A 20,989-nucleotide genomic window follows, 5' to 3' on the forward strand; every position below is an offset into this window, starting at 1 on the left:
CGGCGTGGATCCGCCATGGGAGGCGCGACCCCGCGCCGCCGCTCCCGTGCCCGCGTCGTCGTCGCCTGAGTTCCGGGGACTCCCACCTGCCGGTGGCTGCGGCATGGACGGGAGGTGGATGCGGACATGCCCCACTACGGCGATGCCCGGGCCGCGATCCCCGGTCTTCGGGCGCCGGGGGACGGGGGCACCGGTCCGCCTCGCCCCGCTCCGGAACCGGCCGCGCGAGCGCGACTCCTGGCATTCGCGGGGGTGACGCTGGCCGCGGTGTACGTACGCGGCGAGGACGGGGCCGAGCTGCGGCTGGTGGAATCGGCCGGGGCCGAGTCGGAGCAGCGGTACCGGTTGCCGGGGCGGGTGACGGTCCCGGTTCCGGGGGGCTCTGCCGGCGCGGGATCGAGCGGTCACCCCGAGCCGACGCCGGAGGTCGACACCCCCGGCGCCCCCACCCCCTCCCCCGGTGCCGGTTCCGGCGGTGCATATTCCGGCCCGGAGACGGGAGGCGGCGGCCCGGCCGTCGCCGAGGCGTATCTGCGGGGGCGAGCCGTGTGGCTCGCGGGTGTGGTGCTCTCCGGAGGGGAGGACGGCGTGGCCGCCTCCACCCCGCTCGGGGCCCTGCCGCTGGGGGCGCCGGGCGGCTGGCTGGGGTGTCTCGTCGTGGTGGGAGAGGCCGGGGAAGGGTTCGGGTCCGAGCAGCGGGAGTTCCTGGAGCAGTACGCCGAGGCCGTCGCCGGGCGGCTGAGGGGCGAGGCCGACCGGTCGGCGCCCTCGCCACTGCTGGATTCGGCCCTGCGCGCCATGGGAGTCGGCTCCTTCGCCCTGTCGCCCGGGACCGGGCTGGTCGAGACGGACCCCGCGTTGCTCGAACTCGTCGGCATCCCCGAGGGCGGTTTCGACGGCAAGACCGACACCCTGCTCTCGGTCAGCGTGCCGGAGGACGTCCCCGCGCTGATGTCGGTCATCGAGCCGTCCGCGCAGGCCCCGGGCCGCCGTGAGCTGGAGTTCCGTATCCGCAGGCCCACCGGTGAACTGTGCTGGCTGCGGCTGAACTGCCGGGTGCTGAAAGGCCCGGGCGGCGCTCCCGAGCGGGTGCTGGGCGTGGTGAGCGCGGCGCCCGTGCTGCGCCGCAGCGCCAGCGACGTCGCCCGGATCCAGTGGCTCACGGCCGCGCTCGACGACGCCACCACCGTCCGGGACGTCAGCCGTGTCGTCGTCGCCGCGTTGCGCGAGCCGCTGGGAGCGGACCGGGTGGCGCTCGCCGAGCTGCTGGAGGACCGGCTGGCGGTCACCGTGCTCGATCCGCCGGGTGCCGGGGCCTGGCCGGAGTTGTGGCGGCGTGAGTGGCGCTCGGAGTGGCCCGACGCGCCGGTCTCCGCCCTGCCCACGCTCCAGGCGGCACTGCGGGACGGGCGGATGAGCCTGTGGCCGGCGGGCTCCGTCCTGGAACCGGGGCTCGCGGGGATCGGGCCCGGCGGGCTCGCCGTGCTGCCGTTGCCGGCCAGGAGCGGGGTGGCCGGGGTGTGCCTGGTCGGCTGGGACACCCGGCACGAGTTCGCGCCCGAGGAGCGGGCCCTGCTGACCGCGACCGCGGGCCTGGTCGGGCAGGCCCTCAAGCGCGCGCACGCCTACGACGCCGAGCAGGAGCTCGCGACGATGCTCCAGCGCAGCCTGCTGCCGCGCCGGCTCCCCAAGCTGCCCGGGGGCACGGCCGTGGCCCGCTATCTGCCGGCCCGGCGCGGGCTCCAGGTGGGCGGCGACTGGTACGACGTGATCGCGCTGTCGGAGAGCAAGGTGGCCCTGGTCATCGGGGATGTGCAGGGACACAGCGCCGGGGCCGCGACGATCATGGGCCAGATGCGTACGGCGGTCCGCGCCTACGCCGTGGAGGGGCATCCGCCGGACGTGGTCGTCGCGCACGCCAACCGGCTGCTTGTCGGCATGGAGACCGACCTCTTCGCCACCTGCTGCTACGTCGAGTTGGACATGGAGGAGGGCAACGCGCTGTTCGTGCGGGCCGGGCACCTGGCACCGCTGGCACGGCATCCCGACGGCGGCACCGAGGAGATCGCGGTCGAGGGCGGACTCCCGCTGGGCGTCCTCGCGGACGCGGAGTTCCCGCTGACGGCCCGAGCGCTCGCCCCGGGATCGGTGCTCGCGCTGGTGACGGACGGTCTGGTCGAGTCGGCGGACCTCCAGGTGGACGAGGGGATGCGGCTCGTGCGCCAGGCGCTCGCGGCGGCGGATCCCGCCGACCCGGGACGGATGGCCGACGAGCTGCTCGGCGAGGCCGGGCGGCGTGAGGACGACGTGGCGGTGCTGCTGCTGCGCTACGACGGGATGCGGGTACGGCCGGTGCGGGCGGGCTGGGTGGTGTGGCGGCTGCCGGACGCGGTGATGCACGCCCGCCGGTTCAGCGCGCGCACCCTGCGTTCGTGGGGCATCGCCGCCGAGGCCGACACCGTCCTGCTGGTGGTGTCGGAGCTGGTCACCAACGCGCTGGTGCACACGCAGGGCGCGGTTCGGGTGGAGCTGACCCTGGCGGCGGACCGGCTGCGGGTGACCGTGAACGACTCCTCACCGCGGGCACCGGCCAAGCCCGTGGTCGTGGACTGGGAGTCGACGGGCGGGCGTGGGCTCTTCCTGGTCGAGGCCATGTCGGCGGCCTGGGGTTCGGTGCCGGTGGGCGGCGGCAAGCAGGTGTGGAGCGAGATCGTCGTCACCCGTCGGGAGACGGAGCCCGGCGAGGAGCCGGACGAGGAACCGGAGACCGAGCCGGAGGAGGAGCGCAGGCCGGGCCGTGCCTGGGGCCTGGGCCGCGACCGGACCTGGGGCCTGGGCCGCAATCGGGACCGCCGCAGGTCCCGCGACCAGGGCCCGCGCCGCGACGGCGAGCAGGCCGCGAACCGTACCGGCGCCCCGGCCGTGCGCGACCCCAAAACCCCCGAGGGAGGTCCCTGATGCGTGGCCTCGGTCTGCGTGGCGCGGCCGGGCTGCTGGCGGTCCTGCTGGCCGTGTCCCTCGCCGGGTGTACGGACGGCGAGGAGGGCGAGGGCCGGCTGACCATCGGGCTGCTGCTGCCCAGCCGGGCCGTGCCCCGCTGGGAGAAGTCGGACAGGCCCCTGATCGAGAAGCGGGTCAAGGAGCTGTGCTCCGAGTGCAGGGTCGTGTACGCCAACGCCGAGAACGACGCGGCGAGCCAGCGGCAGCAGATGACCTCCATGATCACCCGGGGGGTGTCGGCGCTGCTCCTGGACGTCGTCGACCCCAAGGCCCTGCGTTCCTCGGTGCACGCGGCGCAGCGCGAGGGCATCCCGGTCGTCGCCTACGACCGCCTCGCCGAAGGACCGATCTCGGGCTTCGTCAGTTTCGACGGCGACCAGGTCGGCAGGCTCCAGGGCCAGACGCTCCTGAAGGGCATGGGCGCCCGGGCCGACGGTGGCGGTGTCGTCATGGTGAACGGCGACCCGTCCAGCCCCAACGCCGCCTGGTACGAGGACGGGGCGCGGGCCGTCCTCCGGGACGAGGTGCGGATCCTGAAGTCGTACGACACCCTCGGCTGGCGTACGGAGAACGCGCACGACCACATGTCCGCCGCGATCAGTGACCTCGGCCCGAGCGCGATCGACGGGGTGCTCGCGGCCAACGACTCCATCGCCGCCGGTGTCATCTCGGCCCTCAAGAGCGCCCGTGTCACGCCGCTGCCCCCGGTCACCGGGCAGGACGCGGATCCCGACGCCGTGCAGCGCATCATCGAGGGCGAGCAGTACATGACCGTCTACAAGCCGTTCCGGCTGGAGACCGAGTCGGCCGCCGCGATGGCCGTGGCCCTGGCGCGCGGCAACGACGTCGACTCCCTGGTCACGACGACGGTGGACAGCCCCACGACCGAGGACGTCCCGGCGATCCTGCTCACGCCGACCGCCGTGACGCGCGAGACGATCGGCCGGACCCTCATCCGGGACGGTGTCTACACGGTCGACCAGATCTGCACCCCGAAGCTCCGCCCGGCCTGTGCCCGGGTCGGACTCACCCGGTGAGCGAGGTGGTCCCCGTGGCCCATCCCCCCGTACTGGCGTTGCGTGGCATCACCAAGCGGTTCGGCGGCGTCCAGGCGCTGGTGGACGTCGACCTGCGGGTCCGGGCCGGTGAGGTCGTGGCCCTGGCGGGCGACAACGGGGCGGGCAAGTCCACGCTGGTCAAGGTGATCTCCGGGGTCAGCCCCGCCGACCGGGGCGTCATCGAGTGGGAGGGACGCCTCGTGCAGATCAAACGCCCGCACGACGCGCACGCCCTGGGCATCGCGACCGTCTACCAGGACCTCGCCATGTGCGACAACCTGGACGTCGTCGGGAATCTCTTCCTCGGCCGTGAGATCGACCGGGTGGGCGTCCTCGACGAGGTGGAGATGGAGCGCCGGGCCCGTGACCTGATGCGCGCGCTGTCGATCCGCATCCCCGACGTGCGGGTGCCGGTCGCCGCGCTGTCGGCCGGGCAGCGGCAGGCCGTCGCGATCTCCCGCTCGCTGATGGGTGCCCCCAAGGTGCTACTGCTCGACGAGCCCACCGCCGCCCTCGGCGTGGAGCAGACCAGTCATCTGCTCGACCTGATCGAGGAGGTCCGCGACCGCGGTATGGCGATCATCCTCATCAGTCACAACATGGGCGACATCAAGGCCGTCGCGGACCGGGTCGCGGTGCTCCGGCTGGGCCGCAACAACGGTCTGTTCGACGTGAGCACCGTGACCCAGGAGCAGATCATCTCCTCCGTCACGGGGGCGGCGGACAACGCCGTGGCCCATCGTTCGAAGGGCGACGAGGAGGCGTGGCCGTGAGCCGCGGCGGGCCGCACCGGGACGGCGGACCGGCGGGGCCGGGCAGCCCCGGGCCGATCACCACCGATCGTGAGCGGCGCGCCGCCCGCGGCTGGCGGGACAGTGTGCGCCAGTACGCGCTGGAGGTCCGCGGGAGTGTGCGGGGCGGAGAGCGGGGACCGCTCCTGGTTCTCGCCGGGCTGCTCGTGATCTGGATCGTCTTCCAGGGGCTGGACGACAAGTTCCTCTCGCCGCGCAACCTGTCCAACCTCAGCGTGGACATCGTCGGGACCGGGCTGGTCGCCGTCGGGATCGTGTTCGTGCTGCTGATCCGGGAGATCGATCTGTCGGTCGGCTCGGTCAGCGGCCTGGCGGGTGCGGCGTTCGCCGTGCTGAACGTGAACCACGGGGTGCCGGAGTGGCTGGCGGTGATCGTGGCGGTGGCCACGGGGACGGCGGTGGGCGCCTTTCACGGGTTCTTCCACGCCTGGCTGGGCGTGCCCGCGTTCGTGGTGACGCTGGCCGGGCTGCTGATATGGAACGGCCTGACGCTCTACCTGCTCGGGGCCAGCGGCACGATCAACATCGACGAGGAGGGCCTGGTCGCCTCCCTGACCAGCCGGCACTTCGGCAACGACCTGGTGGCGTACGCCGTCGCCGCGCTCGGCACGGCCGGGTACTTCCTGGCCGCCCACCGCCGGCGGAGCCGCCACCGGGCGGCCGGGATGCCCTACCGGACGGAGGGCGACATCGGGATGCGCACCGGTCTCCTGGCGGTGGTGGCCTTCGCCGGTGCCCACACCCTCAACCGGTTCCAGGGGCTGCCGCTGGCGCTGCTGATCTTCCTGGTGGTCCTGGTCGTCTCGGACTACCTGTTGCGCCGTACCCGCTACGGGCGGCGGGTGTACGCGGTCGGCGGCGGGGTCGAGGCGGCGCGGCGGGCCGGTATCGGGGTGGAGCGGGTCCGGGTCGCGATGTTCATGGTGTCGGGGACGCTGGCCGCGTTCGGCGGGCTGTTCGTGGCGTCGGGACTGACCTCGGCGAGCCCCACCACGGCCCGGGCCGCCGGTTCGGGGATGCTGCTGATCAACGCCATCGCGGCGGCCGTCATCGGCGGGACGAGCCTGTTCGGCGGGCGGGGCTCGCCCTGGTCGGTGCTGCTCGGTGTGGTGGTGATCCAGTCGATCGCCTCGGGGATGGGGCTGCTGGGGGTCCAGGACGCCGTGCAGTTCATGATCACCGGCGGGGTGCTGCTGGCCGCCGTGGCGGCCGACGCGCTGTCCAGACGCGCTCAGGCCCGACGTGGCCGACCGTGAATCACGGCCTGCCCGAAATAGGCTGATTATTACGTTTCTCATGAAATGCCTAACGGGGAGCAAAGGTGGGTAGGGGCGGAGGTGTCATGAAACGCAGCCGCCTCACCCAGGCGGCCGTGGCCGTCACGGTCGCGGCCGGCCTGGTCCTCGCCGGGTGCGGTGACGCCGATCTGGCCGGTGGCGAGAAGCAGACGCGGCTCAGCGTCCTCGCGACGGACGTGCCGCAGATCCAGACCCTGAAGAAGCTCACCAAGAGGCATTTCACGGCGGAGACCGGCATCACCGTCGACTACACGCTGCTGCCGGAGAACGAGGCGCGGGAGAAGATGAACCGCGAGTTCGCGACCCAGGCCGGCACCTACGACGTGGCGAGCGTCAGCGCGTACGAGGTGCCGATCTACGCGGACAACGGCTGGCTCGCCCCGCTGGACGCCTATGTGAAGGCCGACGAGGACTTCGACCAGGACGACGTCTTCGCGAACCTTGAGTCCTCGCTGACCGGCGACGACGGCAAGCTGTACGCCGAGCCGTTCTACGGCGAGGGCTCCTTCCTCATGTACCGCAAGGACCTGTTCCGCAAGGACGGGCTGACCATGCCGGCGAACCCGACCTGGAAGCAGGTCGCCGACCTCGCCGCCCAGGTCGACGGCTCCGAGGGCGCCAGCGGCATCTGCCTGCGCGGCCTGCCCGGCTGGGGCCAGAACCTCGCCCCGATCAACACGGTCGTCAACACCTTCGGCGGCGCCTGGTACGACATGGACTGGAACGCCCGGCTGACCTCACCGGAGTTCAGGAAGGCCGTCGGGTTCTACGTCGACCTGGTCCGCTCCCACGGCCAGCCCGGCCCCGAGCGGATGGGCGTGCTGGAGATCCTGGACAGTTTCGTCGAGGGCAAGTGCGCCATGATGTACGACGCCACGTCGCTGGCCTCGTCGATCGAGGCCGACAGTTCCCCGGTCAAGGGCAAGGTGGGGTACGTCCCGGCCCCGCACGAGAAGACCGACAAGGCGGGCTGGCTGTGGACCTGGGCCTGGGGCATCCAGCAGGCGTCCGAGCACAAGGACGCCGCCTGGGAGTTCATCTCCTGGGCCTCCTCCAAGGAGTTCCAGGAGCTGGTCGGCCGGGAGGTGGGCTGGACCTCGGCGCCCGCCGGGAACCGCAAGTCGCTCTACGACAAGCCCGAGTACCAGCAGGCGGCCGGTGCCTGGTACCGGCAGGAGTACACGGCGGCGACGGACTCCGCCGACCCGAAGGACCCGGGCGTCGGCACCCGCCCCTACACCGGCATCGGCTTCCTCGGCATCCCGGAGTTCGCCGCGCTGGGGACGGCGGTCTCCGAGCAGATCGCCGCGGCCATCGCCGGCCGGCAGTCCGTGGACGCGGCCCTCGACAAGGCGCAGGACCTCGCCCAGGCCGCGGCGGCGAAGTACCGCGGCGGGTGAAGCGGCTTCCGCGCCCTAGTCGGCGAACGGCGCGGGCCGCGCCCCCGGTCACCCGGGAACGCGGCCCTCGAACTGCCTTGGCGGTCCGCTTACTTGCGGATCAGGCTGCGCAGCACGTACTGCATGATGCCGCCGTTGCGGTAGTAGTCCGCCTCGCCGGGGGTGTCGATGCGGACGACCGCGTCGAACTCGACGCCGGTGTCGGTGGTGACCTTCACCGTGCGGGGGGTGGTGCCGTTGTTGAGCTCCTCGACGCCGGTGAAGTCGAAGGTCTCCTCACCGGTGAGGCCGAGGGACGCGGCGGTCTGGCCCTCCGGGAACTGCAGCGGCAGGACGCCCATGCCGATGAGGTTCGAGCGGTGGATGCGCTCGTACGACTCGGCGATGACGGCCTTGACGCCCAGGAGCGCGGTGCCCTTGGCGGCCCAGTCGCGGGACGAGCCGGAGCCGTACTCCTTGCCGGCCAGGACGACCAGCGGGATGCCGGCGGCCTGGTAGTTCTGCGAGGCGTCGTAGATGAACGACACCGGCGCGTCCGCCTGCGTGAAGTCGCGGGTGTAGCCGCCCTCGGTGCCCGGCGCGATCTGGTTGCGCAGGCGGATGTTGGCGAACGTGCCGCGGATCATGACCTCGTGGTTGCCTCGGCGCGAGCCGTAGGAGTTGAAGTCACGACGCTCCACACCGTGCTCGGTGAGGTACTTGCCGGCCGGGGTGTCGGCCTTGATGGCACCGGCCGGGGAGATGTGGTCGGTGGTGACCGAGTCGCCCAGCTTGGCGAGCACGCGGGCGCCGGAGATGTTCTCGACCGGGGCCGGCTCGTGGGCCATGCCCTCGAAGTACGGGGGCTTGCGCACGTAGGTGGACTCGGCGTCCCACTCGAAGGTGTTGCCGGTCGGGATCGGCAGCGCCTGCCACTGGGCGTCGCCCGCGAAGACGTCGCTGTAGGACTTGGCGAACATGTCCTCGCCGATGGCGTTGGCGACGACGTCGTTCACCTCGGCCTCGGAGGGCCAGATGTCCTTCAGGAAGACCGGGTTGCCGTCCTGGTCGGTGCCCAGGGCGTCCCGGGTGATGTCGACCTTCATGGAGCCGGCGAGCGCGTAGGCCACGACCAGCGGCGGGGACGCCAGGTAGTTCATCTTGACGTCGGGGTTGATACGGCCCTCGAAGTTCCGGTTGCCGGAGAGGACCGAGGTGACCGCGAGGTCGTGGTCGTTGACGGCCTTGGAGACCTCCTCCGGCAGCGGGCCGGAGTTGCCGATGCAGGTGGTGCAGCCGTAGCCGACGAGGTTGAAGCCGACCTTGTCGAGGTAGGGGGTCAGGCCCGCCTTCTCGAAGTAGTCGGTGACGACCTTGGAGCCCGGGGCGAGGGTGGTCTTGACCCACGGCTTGCGGGTCAGGCCCTTCTCCACCGCCTTCTTGGCCACCAGCGCGGCGGCGACCATGACGTACGGGTTGGAGGTGTTGGTGCAGGAGGTGATGGCCGCGACCGTCACCGCGCCGTGGTCGATCTCGTACGAGGTGCCGTCGGGGGCGGTCACGGTGACCGGGTTGGACGGGGTGCCGTTCGGGATCGTCGAGGGCGCGTCGGAGCCCGGGAAGGACTCCTTGCTGGCCTCGTACTCGTCGTTGACGTAGGTGCGCACGTCCTGCGCGAACTGCTCGGCGGCGTTCGCGAGGACGATGCGGTCCTGCGGGCGCTTCGGGCCGGCGATGGACGGCACGACGGTCGACAGGTCGAGCTCGAGCTTCTCGGAGAAGTCCGGCTCGGCGGCCGGGTCGAGCCAGAGGCCCTGCTCCTTGGCGTACGCCTCGACCAGCGCGAGCTGCTGCTCGCTGCGGCCGGTGAGCCGCATGTAGCTGATCGTCTCGTCGTCGATCGGGAAGATCGCGGCGGTGGAGCCGAACTCCGGCGACATGTTGCCGATGGTGGCGCGGTTCGCCAGGGAGGTGGCGGCGACGCCCTCGCCGTAGAACTCGACGAACTTGCCGACGACGCCGTGCTTGCGCAGCATCTCGGTGATCGTGAGGACGAGGTCGGTGGCGGTGGTGCCGGCCTGGAGCTCACCGGTGAGCTTGAAGCCGACGACGCGCGGGATGAGCATGGAGACCGGCTGGCCGAGCATGGCGGCCTCGGCCTCGATGCCGCCGACGCCCCAGCCGAGGACGCCGAGGCCGTTGACCATGGTGGTGTGCGAGTCGGTGCCGACCAGGGTGTCCGGGTAGGCCTTGCCCTCGCGGACCATGACGACACGGGCCAGGTGCTCGATGTTCACCTGGTGGACGATGCCGGTGCCGGGCGGGACGACCTTGAACTCGTCGAAGGCGGTCTGGCCCCAGCGCAGGAACTGGTAGCGCTCCTTGTTGCGGCCGTACTCCAGGTCGACGTTCTGCTTGAAGGCGTCGTTGGTACCGAACTTGTCCGCGATGACGGAGTGGTCGATGACCAGCTCGGCCGGCGCCAGCGGGTTGATCTTCGCCGGGTCGCCGCCCAGCTCCTTGACGGCCTCACGCATGGTCGCGAGGTCCACGACGCAGGGAACGCCGGTGAAGTCCTGCATGATCACGCGGGCCGGCGTGAACTGGATCTCCTGGCTGGGCTGGGCCTGCGAGTCCCATCCGCCGAGGGCACGGATGTGGTCGGCGGTGATGTTCGCGCCGTCCTCGGTGCGGAGCAGGTTCTCCAGCAGGACCTTGAGGCTGTAGGGAAGGCGGGCCGAGCCCTCCACCTTGTCCAGCCGGAAGATCTCGTACGACTCGTCGCCCACCTGCAGCGTGCTGCGGGCGTCGAAGCTGTTCGCCGACACGACAGTCTCCTTCATTGATGTGCGCGTACCACCACGATCCTGCCGCCACGGCATCTTGGCCGGTCCGCTAAGGTAAGGCTAAGTTAGGCTACCCTTACCGCCGGACTCGATGGCGGCGTGCGGCTGCGGTGCTCTCTCGGCAGATATCTCGATGTCGAGATAACTCTAGTACACGAGCGCCGAATGGTCATGCCCCGGCGCCCGCCGTGCGGTCATGCGCGCCCTTTTCCCGGGTATCCGAACCGGGTACCCACGCGCGACATCCACGCAAGACGGAGGGGAGACAGGCATGCCGCTCACGTTCCGCAAGAGTTTCCGGATCCTTCCGGGGGTGCGACTGAACATCAACAAGCGCTCCTGGTCCATCACCACCGGCGGCGGAAAGAACGGCCCGCGCCACACCCGCAGCAGCACAGGACGTCGTACGACATCGATGGATCTGCCGGGACCTTTCGGGTGGCGGCGCACCACGAAGGCGCGTCGACACTGAACACGCCGGGCGGGACTGACGCCCTGTCACCCGTTCGGACCCCTTGTCGGGCGACATCTCATATCTGAGATAACCTCAGTCCCATGGCAGACGACTACCTCGTACGCATCGGCAAGCTCATCCGTGACGCCCGGCAGCACCGTGGCTGGACGCAGTCGCAGCTGGCCGAGGCGCTCGGAACCAGCCAGAGCGCCGTCAACCGGATCGAGCGCGGCAACCAGAACATCAGCCTTGAGATGATCGCGCGCATCGGGGAGGCCCTCGACAGCGAGATCGTGTCGCTCGGCTACGCCGGCCCGATGCATCTGCGGGTGGTCGGCGGGCGCCGGCTGTCCGGTGCCATCGACGTGAAGACGAGCAAGAACGCGTGCGTGGCGCTGCTGTGCGCCTCACTGCTCAACGAGGGGCGCACGGTGCTGCGCCGCGTCGCCCGCATCGAGGAGGTGTACCGCCTCCTCGAGGTGCTGGGCTCCATCGGCGTGCGCACCCGGTGGATCAATGACGGCGTCGACCTGGAGATCGTGCCGTCGGCCGAGCTGAACCTGGCGGCGATCGACGCGGACGCGGCCCGCCGCACCCGCTCCATCATCATGTTCCTCGGCCCGCTGCTGCACCGCATGGACCACTTCAAACTGCCCTACGCCGGCGGCTGCGACCTCGGCACGCGCACGATCGAGCCGCACATGATCGCGCTGCGCCGTTTCGGACTGGACATCGCCGCCACCGAGGGCCAGTACCACGCCCGGGTGGACCGCGCGGTCAGCCCGGACCGCCCGATCGTCCTGACCGAACGCGGCGACACGGTCACCGAGAACGCCCTGCTCGCGGCCGCCCGGCACGACGGCATCACCGTCATCCGCAACGCCTCGTCCAACTACATGGTCCAGGACCTCTGCTTCTTCCTGGAGGCCCTCGGCGTCAAGGTCGACGGCATCGGCACGACCACCCTCACCGTGCACGGCGTGCCCACCATCGACGTCGACGTCGACTACTCCCCCTCCGAGGACCCGGTCGAGGCGATGAGCCTGGTGGCCGCCGCGGTGGTGACCGAGTCGCAGCTGACGGTCCGCCGCGTCCCCATCGAGTTCCTGGAGATCGAGCTGGCCGTACTGGAGGAGATGGGCCTCGACCACGACCGCACGCCCGAGTACTTCGCCGACAACGGCCGCACCCGGCTGGTGGACCTCACCGTCCGGCCCTCCAAGCTGGAGGCGCCCATCGACAAGATCCACCCCATGCCGTTCCCCGGCCTGAACATCGACAACGTCCCGTTCTTCGCGGCCATCGCCGCGGTCGCCCAGGGCAAGACCCTCATCCACGACTGGGTCTACGACAACCGCGCCATCTATCTGACCGACCTGAACCGCCTCGGCGGCCGGCTCCAGCTCCTGGACCCCCACCGCGTCCTGGTCGAGGGCCCGACCCGCTGGCGCGCCGCAGAGATGATGTGCCCGCCTGCCCTGCGCCCCGCGGTGGTCGTCCTGCTGGCGATGATGGCCGCGGAGGGCACCTCGGTGCTGCGCAACGTGTACGTCATCAACCGCGGTTACGAGGACCTGGCGGAGCGGCTGAACTCGGTCGGGGCGCAGATCGAGACGTTCCGGGACATCTGACGCCGCCCCGGGGCGCGCCTCCGTCGGGCCGGGCGCACCCGGGCTCTGCCCGGACGCTGCGGTGACACGCAGGCCCGTTGCTCGTTGTGCCTGTTCGGCACGGAGCCGAAAGCGATGGTGTCGGCTGGACGAGTGGGTCAAGTTCCGGCAGCTTGGGACCTGGTCTGTGGGTTGGGAGAGGGGATTCATCGTGCGGGACCTGGCGTCGACGCTCGACCACGTCCGGACGGCGGACGGGAGGCGACTGCGGGTCGAGTGCTCCGGGGACCCGCGGGGGCGACCCGTGTTCCTGCTCCACGGCACGCCCGGCAGCCGGGTCGGCCCGAGGCCGCGCCCCATGTACCTGTACCAGCGCGGAGTACTGCTGATCAGCTACGACCGTCCCGGATACGGAGGATCGGACCGCCAGCCCGGCCGCCGTGTCGTGGACGTCGTGCAGGACGTGACCGCCGTGGCCGACGCCCTGGGCATGGACCGCTTCGCGGTCGTCGGCCGCTCCGGCGGCGCCCCGCACGCCCTGGCGTGCGCGGCCCGGCTGCCGCACCGGGTGACCCGTGCGGCAGCCCTCGTCACCCTCGCGCCCCGGGACGCGGAGGGCCTCGACTGGTTCGCCGGGATGGCGCCCTCCAACATCGACGAGTACAGCACGGCGCTCGCCGATCCCGAGGAGTTCGAGGCCCGGCTCATCCCTCGCACCGACTCCATTCGCTCCGACCCCGCGCGGCTGCTGGAGGAACTGCGCGAGGAGATGACCGAGGACGACCGGAAGATCATCTCGGACAACGGCGTCCGCTCGATGTTGCTGCGCAACTACTGTGAGGCGCTGCGCAGTTCGCCGTACGGCTGGATCGACGACGCGTTCGCCCTGACCGAGCCCTGGGGATTCGACCCGACCTGTATCCAGGTGCCCGTCCTGCTGTGGCACGGCGCCCGCGACGCCTTCTCACCGGCGGCCCACTCCTCATGGCTCGCGGAGCGCATCCCACGGGCCACGTCCGTGATCGAGCCGTCCGCCGCCCACTTCGGAGCCCTGCGGGTGCTGCCGGACGTGCTGAGATGGTCGCTCATCGACGCCTCGCCGAGCGAGGCGCTCCCGTTCCAGGAGGAACAGCCCACCGAGTCGCGCTACACGGCCAGCGGTTCCAGGTCGCGATAGAGGCGTCGTTCGTTCCGCGCGGACCGCATGGTCATGATCTCGTCGCCGAGCACTCGCCCCAACTCGCCGAGGCTCTCCTCCCGCAGGCGGTCCGCCTCGGGGCTGCCGAGGGAGCGCAGCGTCAGTGCCGAGTTGGCGACCGCGGTCAGGGCGTCCGGGTGGTGCCGCCCCAGCACCGCGCCCAGGCCGGCGGCGGCCTTGCTCTCCAGGTCGTACGCCTCTTCGAAACGGCCCTGGTCGGCGAGGACGTTGGCGAAGTTGAGGCCGGAGATCAGCGTGTGCGGGTGGTCCTTGCCCAGCATGTCCCTCAAGCGCGGCAGAACCTGCTGGAACACCTCCTCGGCCTCGTCCAGGTCCCCGCAGCCCCAGTGGAAGATGCCGAGGTTGTTGAGGGCGCCCTGGGTGTAGGGATGGGCCTCGCCCGGGACCTTCATGTACCCGGCCAGCGCTTGGCGGGCGACCTCCCGGGCCTGCTCCGTCTCGTCGGCGGCGTACAGGTCCGAGGCGAGGTTCAGGTCGCAGGCCAGCCAGTCCGGATTCGGCGACGAGTACTGCTCGCGGTACCTCGCCAGGGTCGCGGTCGTCAGCCGCAGCGCGTCCTCCACCCGCCCCACTCTGCGCAGCGAGACGGCGAGCGACTTGGCGCAGCTGAGGGTGGGTGGGAAGCGCTCCCCCAGGATGCGCTTGTGGTCCTCGTACACGCGGGAGAGGATCTCCACGGACTCCCCGTAACGGCCGATCTCCCTCAGGTCGCGGCCGAGGCTGGAGGCCGAGCCGAGGGTGTAGGGGTGCGTGGGGCCGAGCACGACCAGGCGGCGGTCGTAGACGTCCTGGTCCACGGCGCGGGCGTCTTCGTAGCGGCCGACCATGCGCAGCGCGAGCGCGAGGTTGTTGGCGGCGCTGAGGGTGCGCTGGTGCGACTCGTGGAAGATGTCGCGGAATCCCCGGTGCGCGTCCTCGGCCAGCTCCACCGCCGACCGGTACTCGCCGAGGGCGGCCAGGTCGCTCGCGAGGCTGGACGCGGTGATGTAGGTGTGCGGATGGCTGGAGCCCAGGACCTCGCGCTGCCGTTCCAGCAGTTCCTCGTCGATCTCCCGGGCTTCCTGGTAGCGCCCCTGTGAGCGGAGCACGTTGGCGAGCTGGCAGCGCAGGTAGAGGCACTGCATGTCGTTCTCGCCGAGACGCTCGATCCAGCGCTCCAGGACGTCCTGTGCGAGTTGGCGGGCGCTCGGCAGGTCACCCCGCTTCCACAGGTACCGCACCCGGTCGATGAGCAGTCGCCGGGGTTCGGGTTCCGAGCAGTCCTGGATGCCCGAGGCCAGCAGGTGCGACCAGATGGAGTCGAAGAGCGGCCAGGTCGACGGATCGTCGGTGGGCTCGTCACCGTCGGGCCGGGCGCTGGCGAGAACGGTGTGCACGACGTGCCGCGCCTCTTCCCGTTCCGCCTCCGAGAGCTGTGAGCGGATCACGGCCTGGACCAGCCGGTGCACCTGGATGCTGCCGCTGCTCTGATCGACCTTGGCCAGGGCGAAACGCCCGATCTCGCGGATCACCCGGCCCAGGAGCAGACTCTCCTGGAGCGAGGGGTCCCACTCCCGCAGGGCGTCCAGCATCTCCTTGTTGTAGAGCACGCGCACGGAGATCGGTTCCGGTGCCATGAAGGCGCACAGCTGGAGGAGCCGTACCGAGGCCGGTGACCGTTCGTTGAGGCGGGCGATGGAGATGTTCCAGGTGGCGGCCACCGGCTGCGGGTAGTCCTTGGGGTGGTTGAGGCCCAGCACAGCGGTGGTCTGTTCGGTCAGTTCCCGCAGGTACTCGTCGGTGGGCGTGGCCGTCTCCGCGAGCCAGGCGGCGGCCTGTTCGACGGCCAACGGCAGGTCGCCCACGGCGTCCGCCACGCGGTCCGCCTCGTCGGCGGTCAGGCCGGGGGCCTGTCGCGTGAGGTGCTCGATGCTCTCCTCACGTGGGAACACGTCGACGGACAGGGACGTGCCCTTCTGTGCCCACGCCTGGTTCCGGGAAGTGACCAGGATGTGCCCGCCGCCGGCCGGGAAGAACGGTTTGAGCGTCTCGGGGTCGTCCGCGTTGTCGAAGACGAGCAGCCAGCGGGTGGTCGGCACACCGGACGCCAGCATCTGTACCACCTCGGCGCTGGCCCGAGCCATGTCGTCGCCACCGGAGGCACCGATCCTCGAACCGAGTTCGGCGAGGGAGGCGATGATGGCGTCCTTGTGCTCCGCGGAGATCCACCACACCAGGTCGTAGTCGGCGACGAAACGGTGCACGTACTCCAGCACGATCTGGGTCTTGCCCACGCCGCCGAGTCCGAAGAGCGTCTGGGGCTGGGGCAGCACGACGGAGATGCCTTCGCCGAGCTGCGAGCGCAACTGTTCGAGCACTGCGGCCCGGCCCGTGAAGAGAGTGTTGCGGCTCGGAGCGTCGAAGATCCTCGGCCAGTTGCCCGGGAACCGAGGGCTCGCCGTACCGGCGGGCACCAGATCGGCCGTCAGCTTCAGCGCCTTGAAGACCCGCTGGACGCACTCGGCCTCGTCGACCCGGTGGAGGTCCACCGAGGTGTGCTCCACGTCGGAGCCGGGCATCTGCGCACGGTCCAGCCGCAGACGTGTCACCTGGAGGGGCGGCAGGCCGGGAGCGGAGTCGGTGAGAGCCCGCCACGCGGCCCGTCCGTGTCTGGCCTGCAGGAAGGCGTCCGACGTCAGGATCAGCGCGCGCGTGGCCGGGTCCGGGCGGTCCGGAACGCGAATGGCCACGTCGTGCAGCGTCACCCGCGAGCAGTACGGCTTGAGGGTCCCCTCCAGCCACTCCGCCCACATGCGGTCCTCGCCCGCGTACGCCACGAAGACGTCCGCGGCCAGGGTCGTGGGCCTGCGCCGCGTGTAGGCGGCCAGACAGAGCTGCCGCACCGGCTCCGGGATCGGCGGCAGCCGGGTCACCTCTCCGTCGGAGATGACCTCCGTGAGGCGCTCGAAGGCGGACAGCAGCGAGCTCGACACTCCGCTCTGGTCACCGATGGCCGCGAGCAGCTCCTCGTAGGCGTAGTACGGGCGGTACGGGATCTCGACCGCGCCCCAGTACTCGTTCAGCTGCGCCGGGTCCAGCGGTTCGCCGTCCTTCCCCTTGGGCAGTCCGTCGAATTTCAACCGGGCCAGTGCCCGTCCGGCGTCGGCCTTCTCCTTCTCGCCCTCGTCGACCCGCATCGGCACGGGGAGCACCCGGATGCGCCGGTCGCGGTATTCCGCCTCGACGGTCCGGGCTACGGCGGCACCGCCGTCCAGCGCCTGGTCGCTGAGCGTGAAGCAGTCGACGAGGACGTCGGGCATCTGGATGGTGCAGATGTCCGCGCTGTCCGACAGACCGGTGCGGCTGTCGATGAGGACGTAGTCGTAGGACGCCTTCATGTCTTCGCGCAGGGCGTCCAGGAAGATGCCGCCGCCGAGGCGGTCGTAGAAGTTGTCCCATTCGAAGGAGGAGACGGTGGCCGAGTACGCGCGGTTCTGCTGACCGGCGGAGAGGAAGTCGAGCGAGCCTCCGTCGGAGAAGAACAGTCCGAGGGCTTCCGGATTGAGGGAGACCGCGTGCCGGCCGACGCGCGCGTACTGCCGGTGCCAGGTGCCGGAACGATGGCTTGCACTGGTCGCCGCCCAGGAGTACTCGCTGATCATGTCGATCACGCCAGGGGTGGCCTCGAGTGTGCTGGGGTCGAGGAACGGATGGAAGAAGCGGTGCAGTCCGGGGGCTTCGAGGTCCCAGTCGACGGCCAGCACCCGCGCGCCGTTGGCGGCGAGGATCCACGCCGTGTTCGCCAGGGCCATCGTGCGGCCCGTACCGCCCTTGTAAGAGTAGAACGTGATGATACGTCCACTCCGGCGCGCCATCATGCTTTTCCTCCGTTGTCGACCCCTGGCACGTAGGCAGGGAGTTGGCGGGCTCGCTGGGACGAGGCCGGGGTGGGGGCACCCGTCCGCGCCTGGGGGGGACTGCGGAAGCGTGCGCACGTCGGTCGCGGGGAGAACGCCCACCCGAGTATTCCCCACGACGGACCGGCTTCGGAGACGGCGACCGCGGCCCGTCGCCGCGGGTTGACGCGGCCCGAGCGGGGACAGGGGCGGTGAGCACTGATCCGATGTCGCATCTCCACACGTCCCCCTGCCGGTTGAAGCCCCGGGAAGTCACCCGACGGCGTCATGTGGCCGGAATCAACACTGTGCCCCACCCCCCTGTCCGACGGGTGGTTCGTTTTACGCCGTTCTCCACCTGTATCCGGACATCTGACGCTGAGCGGCGTCCACAGTGTCCCGCATCTCCACGAGGGTGGCCGCCTTTCCGGCGAATTCGCCTCTGGTCAGGAGTTCGTGCGGGATCAGGGCTCCGATCGCGGCGAAGTCGCTGTCGTCGAGCACGATGTCCTCGTAGGAGATCCACGCTCCGCCGCCCTCCACACAGCGGTATCTGCGCGTCTGCGGCCGCGGTGTCATGCGGTACTCGGCGAGGTGGAGTGCGCTGCACGCCTCGAACCCCACGCGGAACAGCAGGATCTGCGCATGGAGCTGGTACAGCCGCGCCAACGGGGACCGTTCTCCCAGATGGCAGTCCAGGTCGTGGCCGGTGAGCAGGTCGCGGGCCCGGGGGCCGATCGCGGCGAACGAGGTCTGCGGATGCGCGCTGCGCACCGCGCCGGGGGTGGCCCGCACACAGTCGGCCAGTGCGCCGACCGCCGGGCACGGGGTGACGTCCGGATCGAACGCCGGCATGCCCGCCCGGTAGACCTTCTTCTGCTGTTCGGTCAGCCCTGCGGTGAGCGCACGGTGGCGGTCGGAGGTGTCGGAGTTCTCAGGGGTGAAGGCCGGTGTGACGAGCGTGCCCGCCGGGCCGAGGGCGGCCAGAAGGGCGTCTCGCACCACGGCGGGAGGCAGGCCGGTGCCGCTCAGGGAAGCGTGCACCAGCAGAATGCCGCCGCGCCGGACACCGAACTCACGCAGGAACCGGACCAGTCGGGTGCCGTCAGTCATGGAGAGCCGTCCATTCCGCTCTCAGCTCGTCGGCCACGTAGGCGCCGTTCTCCGTGAGTTCACGCGGTGGAAGGCCGGCCAAGTCGCGCAGGACCCGGTCTGCCAGGATGCGCGCCGGACCGGCTTCCGGCGACGGACGGGCGGCTCTGCCGACGTACTCGCTGGCCAGATCGAGGAGTGGTCCTGCCGGGCTGCCCGGCAGGTGCAGGTCGACGACCTCGCGCAGCGCGGCGAGCCTCCCCCTCCGGCCGAGGCGGGGCAGCTCGCGGACGAACTCCTCCGGCTCGATGTCGACCGCCACCCCCAGCGCGCCGCTGCCACAGGCGCCCAGGCGCAGTCCGGCGCCGGCGGCGAGCGGGGTGATCGTCGTCGCGGCGGGAGCGTTGACGCTCTGCCACCAACCGGGCTCGCGCTGGTCCAGAAGGCCGTACGCGTTCCGCAGCCGGCTGCGGAAGGCGTCCAGGGTGCCGGGATCGAGCAGGGGGGCGACGACCGCGGAGAAGCAGTCCCGGCCCGGGTCGGCGTCGTCGATCAGCAGCCGCGGGCCGTGGCCGAGAGACAGCGATGTCAGCGGCCGCCAGCTGTGCAGGGCGGGCGGGGAGTCGTCGGTCCCCGCCGAGGGTTCCCCGCCGCGTACGCGGAAGTCACCCTTGCCGACGCGGAATTCCACCTGCCCGGGGCGGGACAGCCGAACGGTGCCCAGGGTCGGGAGGTGGATCAAGGGGCTCGGCTGCTCCCAGCGCAAGGTCGCTTCGACGCCCGCACGCAGCGCCGCGGCCGCCGCGACCGCCATGAAGCGCGGCAGATCCGCCGTGCCGCCCCGGGAGCGGATCAGGGAGGGCCTGAGATACGGATGGGAGAGCACCGCGTCGAGGTGCGGGGCCGTGGTCTCGTCGGTGTCCAGCCGGACCAGGAGGCTCCAGGCCTCGTCCCAGCCGGCACGGCCGGCGAGCTTGGCGTTCACGCCTGCGAGCAGCGCGCGGTCCAGCCGTAACCGCGCCCGTTCGAGTTCGCCGGCGCTGGTCACCGCCGGAGCCAACGAGCGATCCGTGATCCGTTCGGCGATTCCCTCGATCAGGGCACGCAGGTCCGTGCAGTACACCGACGGGTTGTCGAAGCCCCGTCCGGTGCTGTAGCGATGGGCGACCAGTCCCCCGCCGCAGGTGGCGAGGACGGGGCACCGCCGGCAGGTCTCGCTGATCCCGTCGCGGCGGACGGGGGCCTCCGCGCGTTCGGTGAACTCCCGGAAGCCGTGCCGGAAGACGTCGTATCCGGTGGCGGGTGCGCCGTCATAAGCGATCTTGAGTGAGTCGGACCGTGTGAGGGTGCCGTCCGTGTCGACGACCGCGATGCCGTCGTCGGTGGCTCCCAGCGCCTCCGTGAGTGGGGGGCCACCACGCAGCGTGCTGAGGATCGAGTCGAAGGTCCGCACGGGCACCGGGCGCCCCTGCTCCTCCCACCGGTCGAAGACTTCGAGAAGCCAGTCGGCGTAGGGCGTGGACGCTCCCGGGCGTCCCGGAGGCGGTGGTGCGTCCCAGGTGGCGTGGGGCAGGAGGTAGTCGATCCGTGGGGGGTCCAGGCCGATCAGCGCGTCGTGCACGAGGACCGGATCGCCGGCCACGTCGACCGTGCACAACAGCCCCTGGAAGAGGTGCCGGTACTCGGGCAGTCGCAGCAACTCCAACCCGCGCAGCACCCGTTCGTAACTGCTGCGGCCCCGGTGGTCGAGCCGATGCCGGTCGTTCGCGGCCCGGTCGCCGTCCAGGGAGAGGCCCACCTTGACGTCGAACTCCCTGAAGACCTCCAGGTGCGCGCGGTTCAAGCGGACACCGTTGGTGTGGATGTGCAGGTCGAGGTCGGTCGTCGGAGCCAGCGCACGGGTGAGTTCCGCGCAGGTCGACCGCAAGCGGGCCGGGCCCGCCAGCAGTGGCTCACCGCCGTGCAGGATGACCGCGAGCTGCGGGAGCCGCTCCTCACGGACGTACTCGCAGAGCCGACGAACCACCTGGCGGAGCGTCACCTCGGAGATCAACGGCGGCATCCTCCGCCAGCTCTGGTCCGCGTGCCGATAGACATAGCAGTGGTCGCACGCCAGGTCGCACCTGCTGTGGACCTTCAGGACGAGCTCGCGTATGGCCACGTCCGTCACACCTCGCCGACTGTGCCGCGCGTCCGCATAGGGCGCCCGGCTAGACGGCGGAGTTGAAAGTGGAGTTCGTCCTGGTCCCGTCCTCTCCCGGAGCCGGAGTCACGCGCCTCACGACCGTGGTGAACTCGATCCCCTCGGTGCTGATCTCCGCGAGCGGGGTTCTCTCGGAGGTCGGG

At 71.0% G+C, this 20,989-nt stretch carries 12 protein-coding genes; 8 read left to right on the forward strand and 4 right to left on the reverse strand.

Features of this window, described 5'->3' with window-relative positions; translation table 11 throughout:
* Positions 1-126 precede the first annotated feature (126 nt).
* From FDO69_RS04490 to FDO69_RS04510, 5 genes are all read left to right on the forward strand, one after another.
* A complete protein-coding gene (locus tag FDO69_RS04490) occupies positions 127-2,958 on the forward strand; it encodes a SpoIIE family protein phosphatase (protein WP_167526518.1) in 2,832 nt (943 codons plus the stop codon).
* Positions 2,958-4,037, forward strand: coding sequence for a substrate-binding domain-containing protein (locus FDO69_RS04495; protein ID WP_104778391.1), 1,080 nt, complete (start codon positions 2,958-2,960; stop codon positions 4,035-4,037). Before FDO69_RS04490 ends, FDO69_RS04495 begins: the two co-directional genes overlap by 1 nt.
* A gap of 14 nt (positions 4,038-4,051) precedes the next feature.
* Positions 4,052-4,831 carry an ATP-binding cassette domain-containing protein gene (locus FDO69_RS04500; RefSeq protein WP_104778504.1) on the forward strand — a complete coding sequence of 260 codons (780 nt, stop codon included), beginning with the start codon at positions 4,052-4,054 and terminating at the stop codon, positions 4,829-4,831.
* Complete coding sequence (locus FDO69_RS04505; RefSeq protein WP_104778505.1) at positions 4,828-6,126, forward strand: sugar ABC transporter permease; 1,299 nt, start codon at positions 4,828-4,830, stop codon at positions 6,124-6,126. The genes FDO69_RS04500 and FDO69_RS04505 overlap by 4 nt, the downstream gene beginning before the upstream one ends.
* Before the next feature lie 86 nt (positions 6,127-6,212).
* Positions 6,213-7,568 carry an ABC transporter substrate-binding protein gene (locus FDO69_RS04510; protein WP_104778393.1) on the forward strand — a complete coding sequence of 452 codons (1,356 nt, stop codon included), beginning with the start codon at positions 6,213-6,215 and terminating at the stop codon, positions 7,566-7,568.
* An 89-nt stretch (positions 7,569-7,657) separates the two neighbouring features.
* On the opposite strand, the gene acnA is transcribed toward FDO69_RS04510, so the two are convergent.
* Positions 7,658-10,375: an aconitate hydratase AcnA gene (acnA, locus tag FDO69_RS04515; protein WP_104778506.1), complete on the reverse strand. Its 2,718-nt coding sequence runs from the start codon at positions 10,373-10,375 to the stop codon at positions 7,658-7,660.
* 289 nt (positions 10,376-10,664) lie between these two features.
* Between acnA and FDO69_RS04520 the strand changes: the two genes are divergently transcribed.
* From FDO69_RS04520 to FDO69_RS04530, 3 genes are all read left to right on the forward strand, one after another.
* Complete coding sequence (locus FDO69_RS04520; protein ID WP_030838640.1) at positions 10,665-10,865, forward strand: DUF4236 domain-containing protein; 201 nt, start codon at positions 10,665-10,667, stop codon at positions 10,863-10,865.
* Positions 10,866-10,948: 83 nt separating this feature from the next.
* Positions 10,949-12,478 carry a helix-turn-helix domain-containing protein gene (locus FDO69_RS04525; protein ID WP_104778395.1) on the forward strand — a complete coding sequence of 510 codons (1,530 nt, stop codon included), beginning with the start codon at positions 10,949-10,951 and terminating at the stop codon, positions 12,476-12,478.
* 190 nt (positions 12,479-12,668) lie between these two features.
* Complete coding sequence (locus FDO69_RS04530; RefSeq protein ID WP_104778397.1) at positions 12,669-13,634, forward strand: alpha/beta fold hydrolase; 966 nt, start codon at positions 12,669-12,671, stop codon at positions 13,632-13,634.
* On the opposite strand, the gene fxsT is transcribed toward FDO69_RS04530, so the two are convergent.
* The 3 genes from fxsT to fxsBH form a co-directional block, all read right to left on the reverse strand.
* The gene (gene fxsT, locus FDO69_RS04535; protein ID WP_104778399.1) at positions 13,604-17,533 is read right to left on the reverse strand and encodes an FxSxx-COOH system tetratricopeptide repeat protein; all 3,930 of its coding nucleotides are present in this window, start codon (positions 17,531-17,533) and stop codon (positions 13,604-13,606) included. The two genes, FDO69_RS04530 and fxsT, sit on opposite strands and share 31 nt — an antisense overlap.
* A 360-nt stretch (positions 17,534-17,893) precedes the next feature.
* Positions 17,894-18,664 (reverse strand): AAC(3) family N-acetyltransferase, encoded by a 771-nt coding sequence (locus tag FDO69_RS04540; RefSeq protein WP_104778402.1) that lies wholly within the window; start codon positions 18,662-18,664, stop codon positions 17,894-17,896.
* Positions 18,657-20,804 carry a radical SAM/SPASM protein FxsBH, inactivated beta-hydroxylase extension form gene (gene fxsBH / locus FDO69_RS04545; protein ID WP_324826344.1) on the reverse strand — a complete coding sequence of 716 codons (2,148 nt, stop codon included), beginning with the start codon at positions 20,802-20,804 and terminating at the stop codon, positions 18,657-18,659. Before fxsBH ends, FDO69_RS04540 begins: the two co-directional genes overlap by 8 nt.
* Positions 20,805-20,989: the final 185 nt, after the last annotated feature.

Origin of the sequence: Streptomyces tibetensis (genome assembly GCF_007655005.1) — a bacterium.
GTDB lineage: Bacteria > Actinomycetota > Actinomycetes > Streptomycetales > Streptomycetaceae > Streptomyces > Streptomyces tibetensis.

Bases quoted from the DNA above. Each gene is read 5' to 3' on its own strand.
- FDO69_RS04490 (WP_167526518.1), top strand. From the start codon at position 127: ATGCCCCACTACGGCGATGCCCGGGCCGCGATCCCCGGTCTTCGGGCG.
- FDO69_RS04495 (WP_104778391.1), top strand. From the start codon at position 2,958: ATGCGTGGCCTCGGTCTGCGTGGCGCGGCCGGGCTGCTGGCGGTCCTG.
- FDO69_RS04510 (WP_104778393.1), top strand. From the start codon at position 6,213: ATGAAACGCAGCCGCCTCACCCAGGCGGCCGTGGCCGTCACGGTCGCG.
- FDO69_RS04520 (WP_030838640.1), top strand. From the start codon at position 10,665: ATGCCGCTCACGTTCCGCAAGAGTTTCCGGATCCTTCCGGGGGTGCGA.
- FDO69_RS04525 (WP_104778395.1), top strand. From the start codon at position 10,949: ATGGCAGACGACTACCTCGTACGCATCGGCAAGCTCATCCGTGACGCC.
- fxsT (WP_104778399.1), bottom strand. From the start codon at position 17,533: ATGATGGCGCGCCGGAGTGGACGTATCATCACGTTCTACTCTTACAAG.
- FDO69_RS04540 (WP_104778402.1), bottom strand. From the start codon at position 18,664: ATGACTGACGGCACCCGACTGGTCCGGTTCCTGCGTGAGTTCGGTGTC.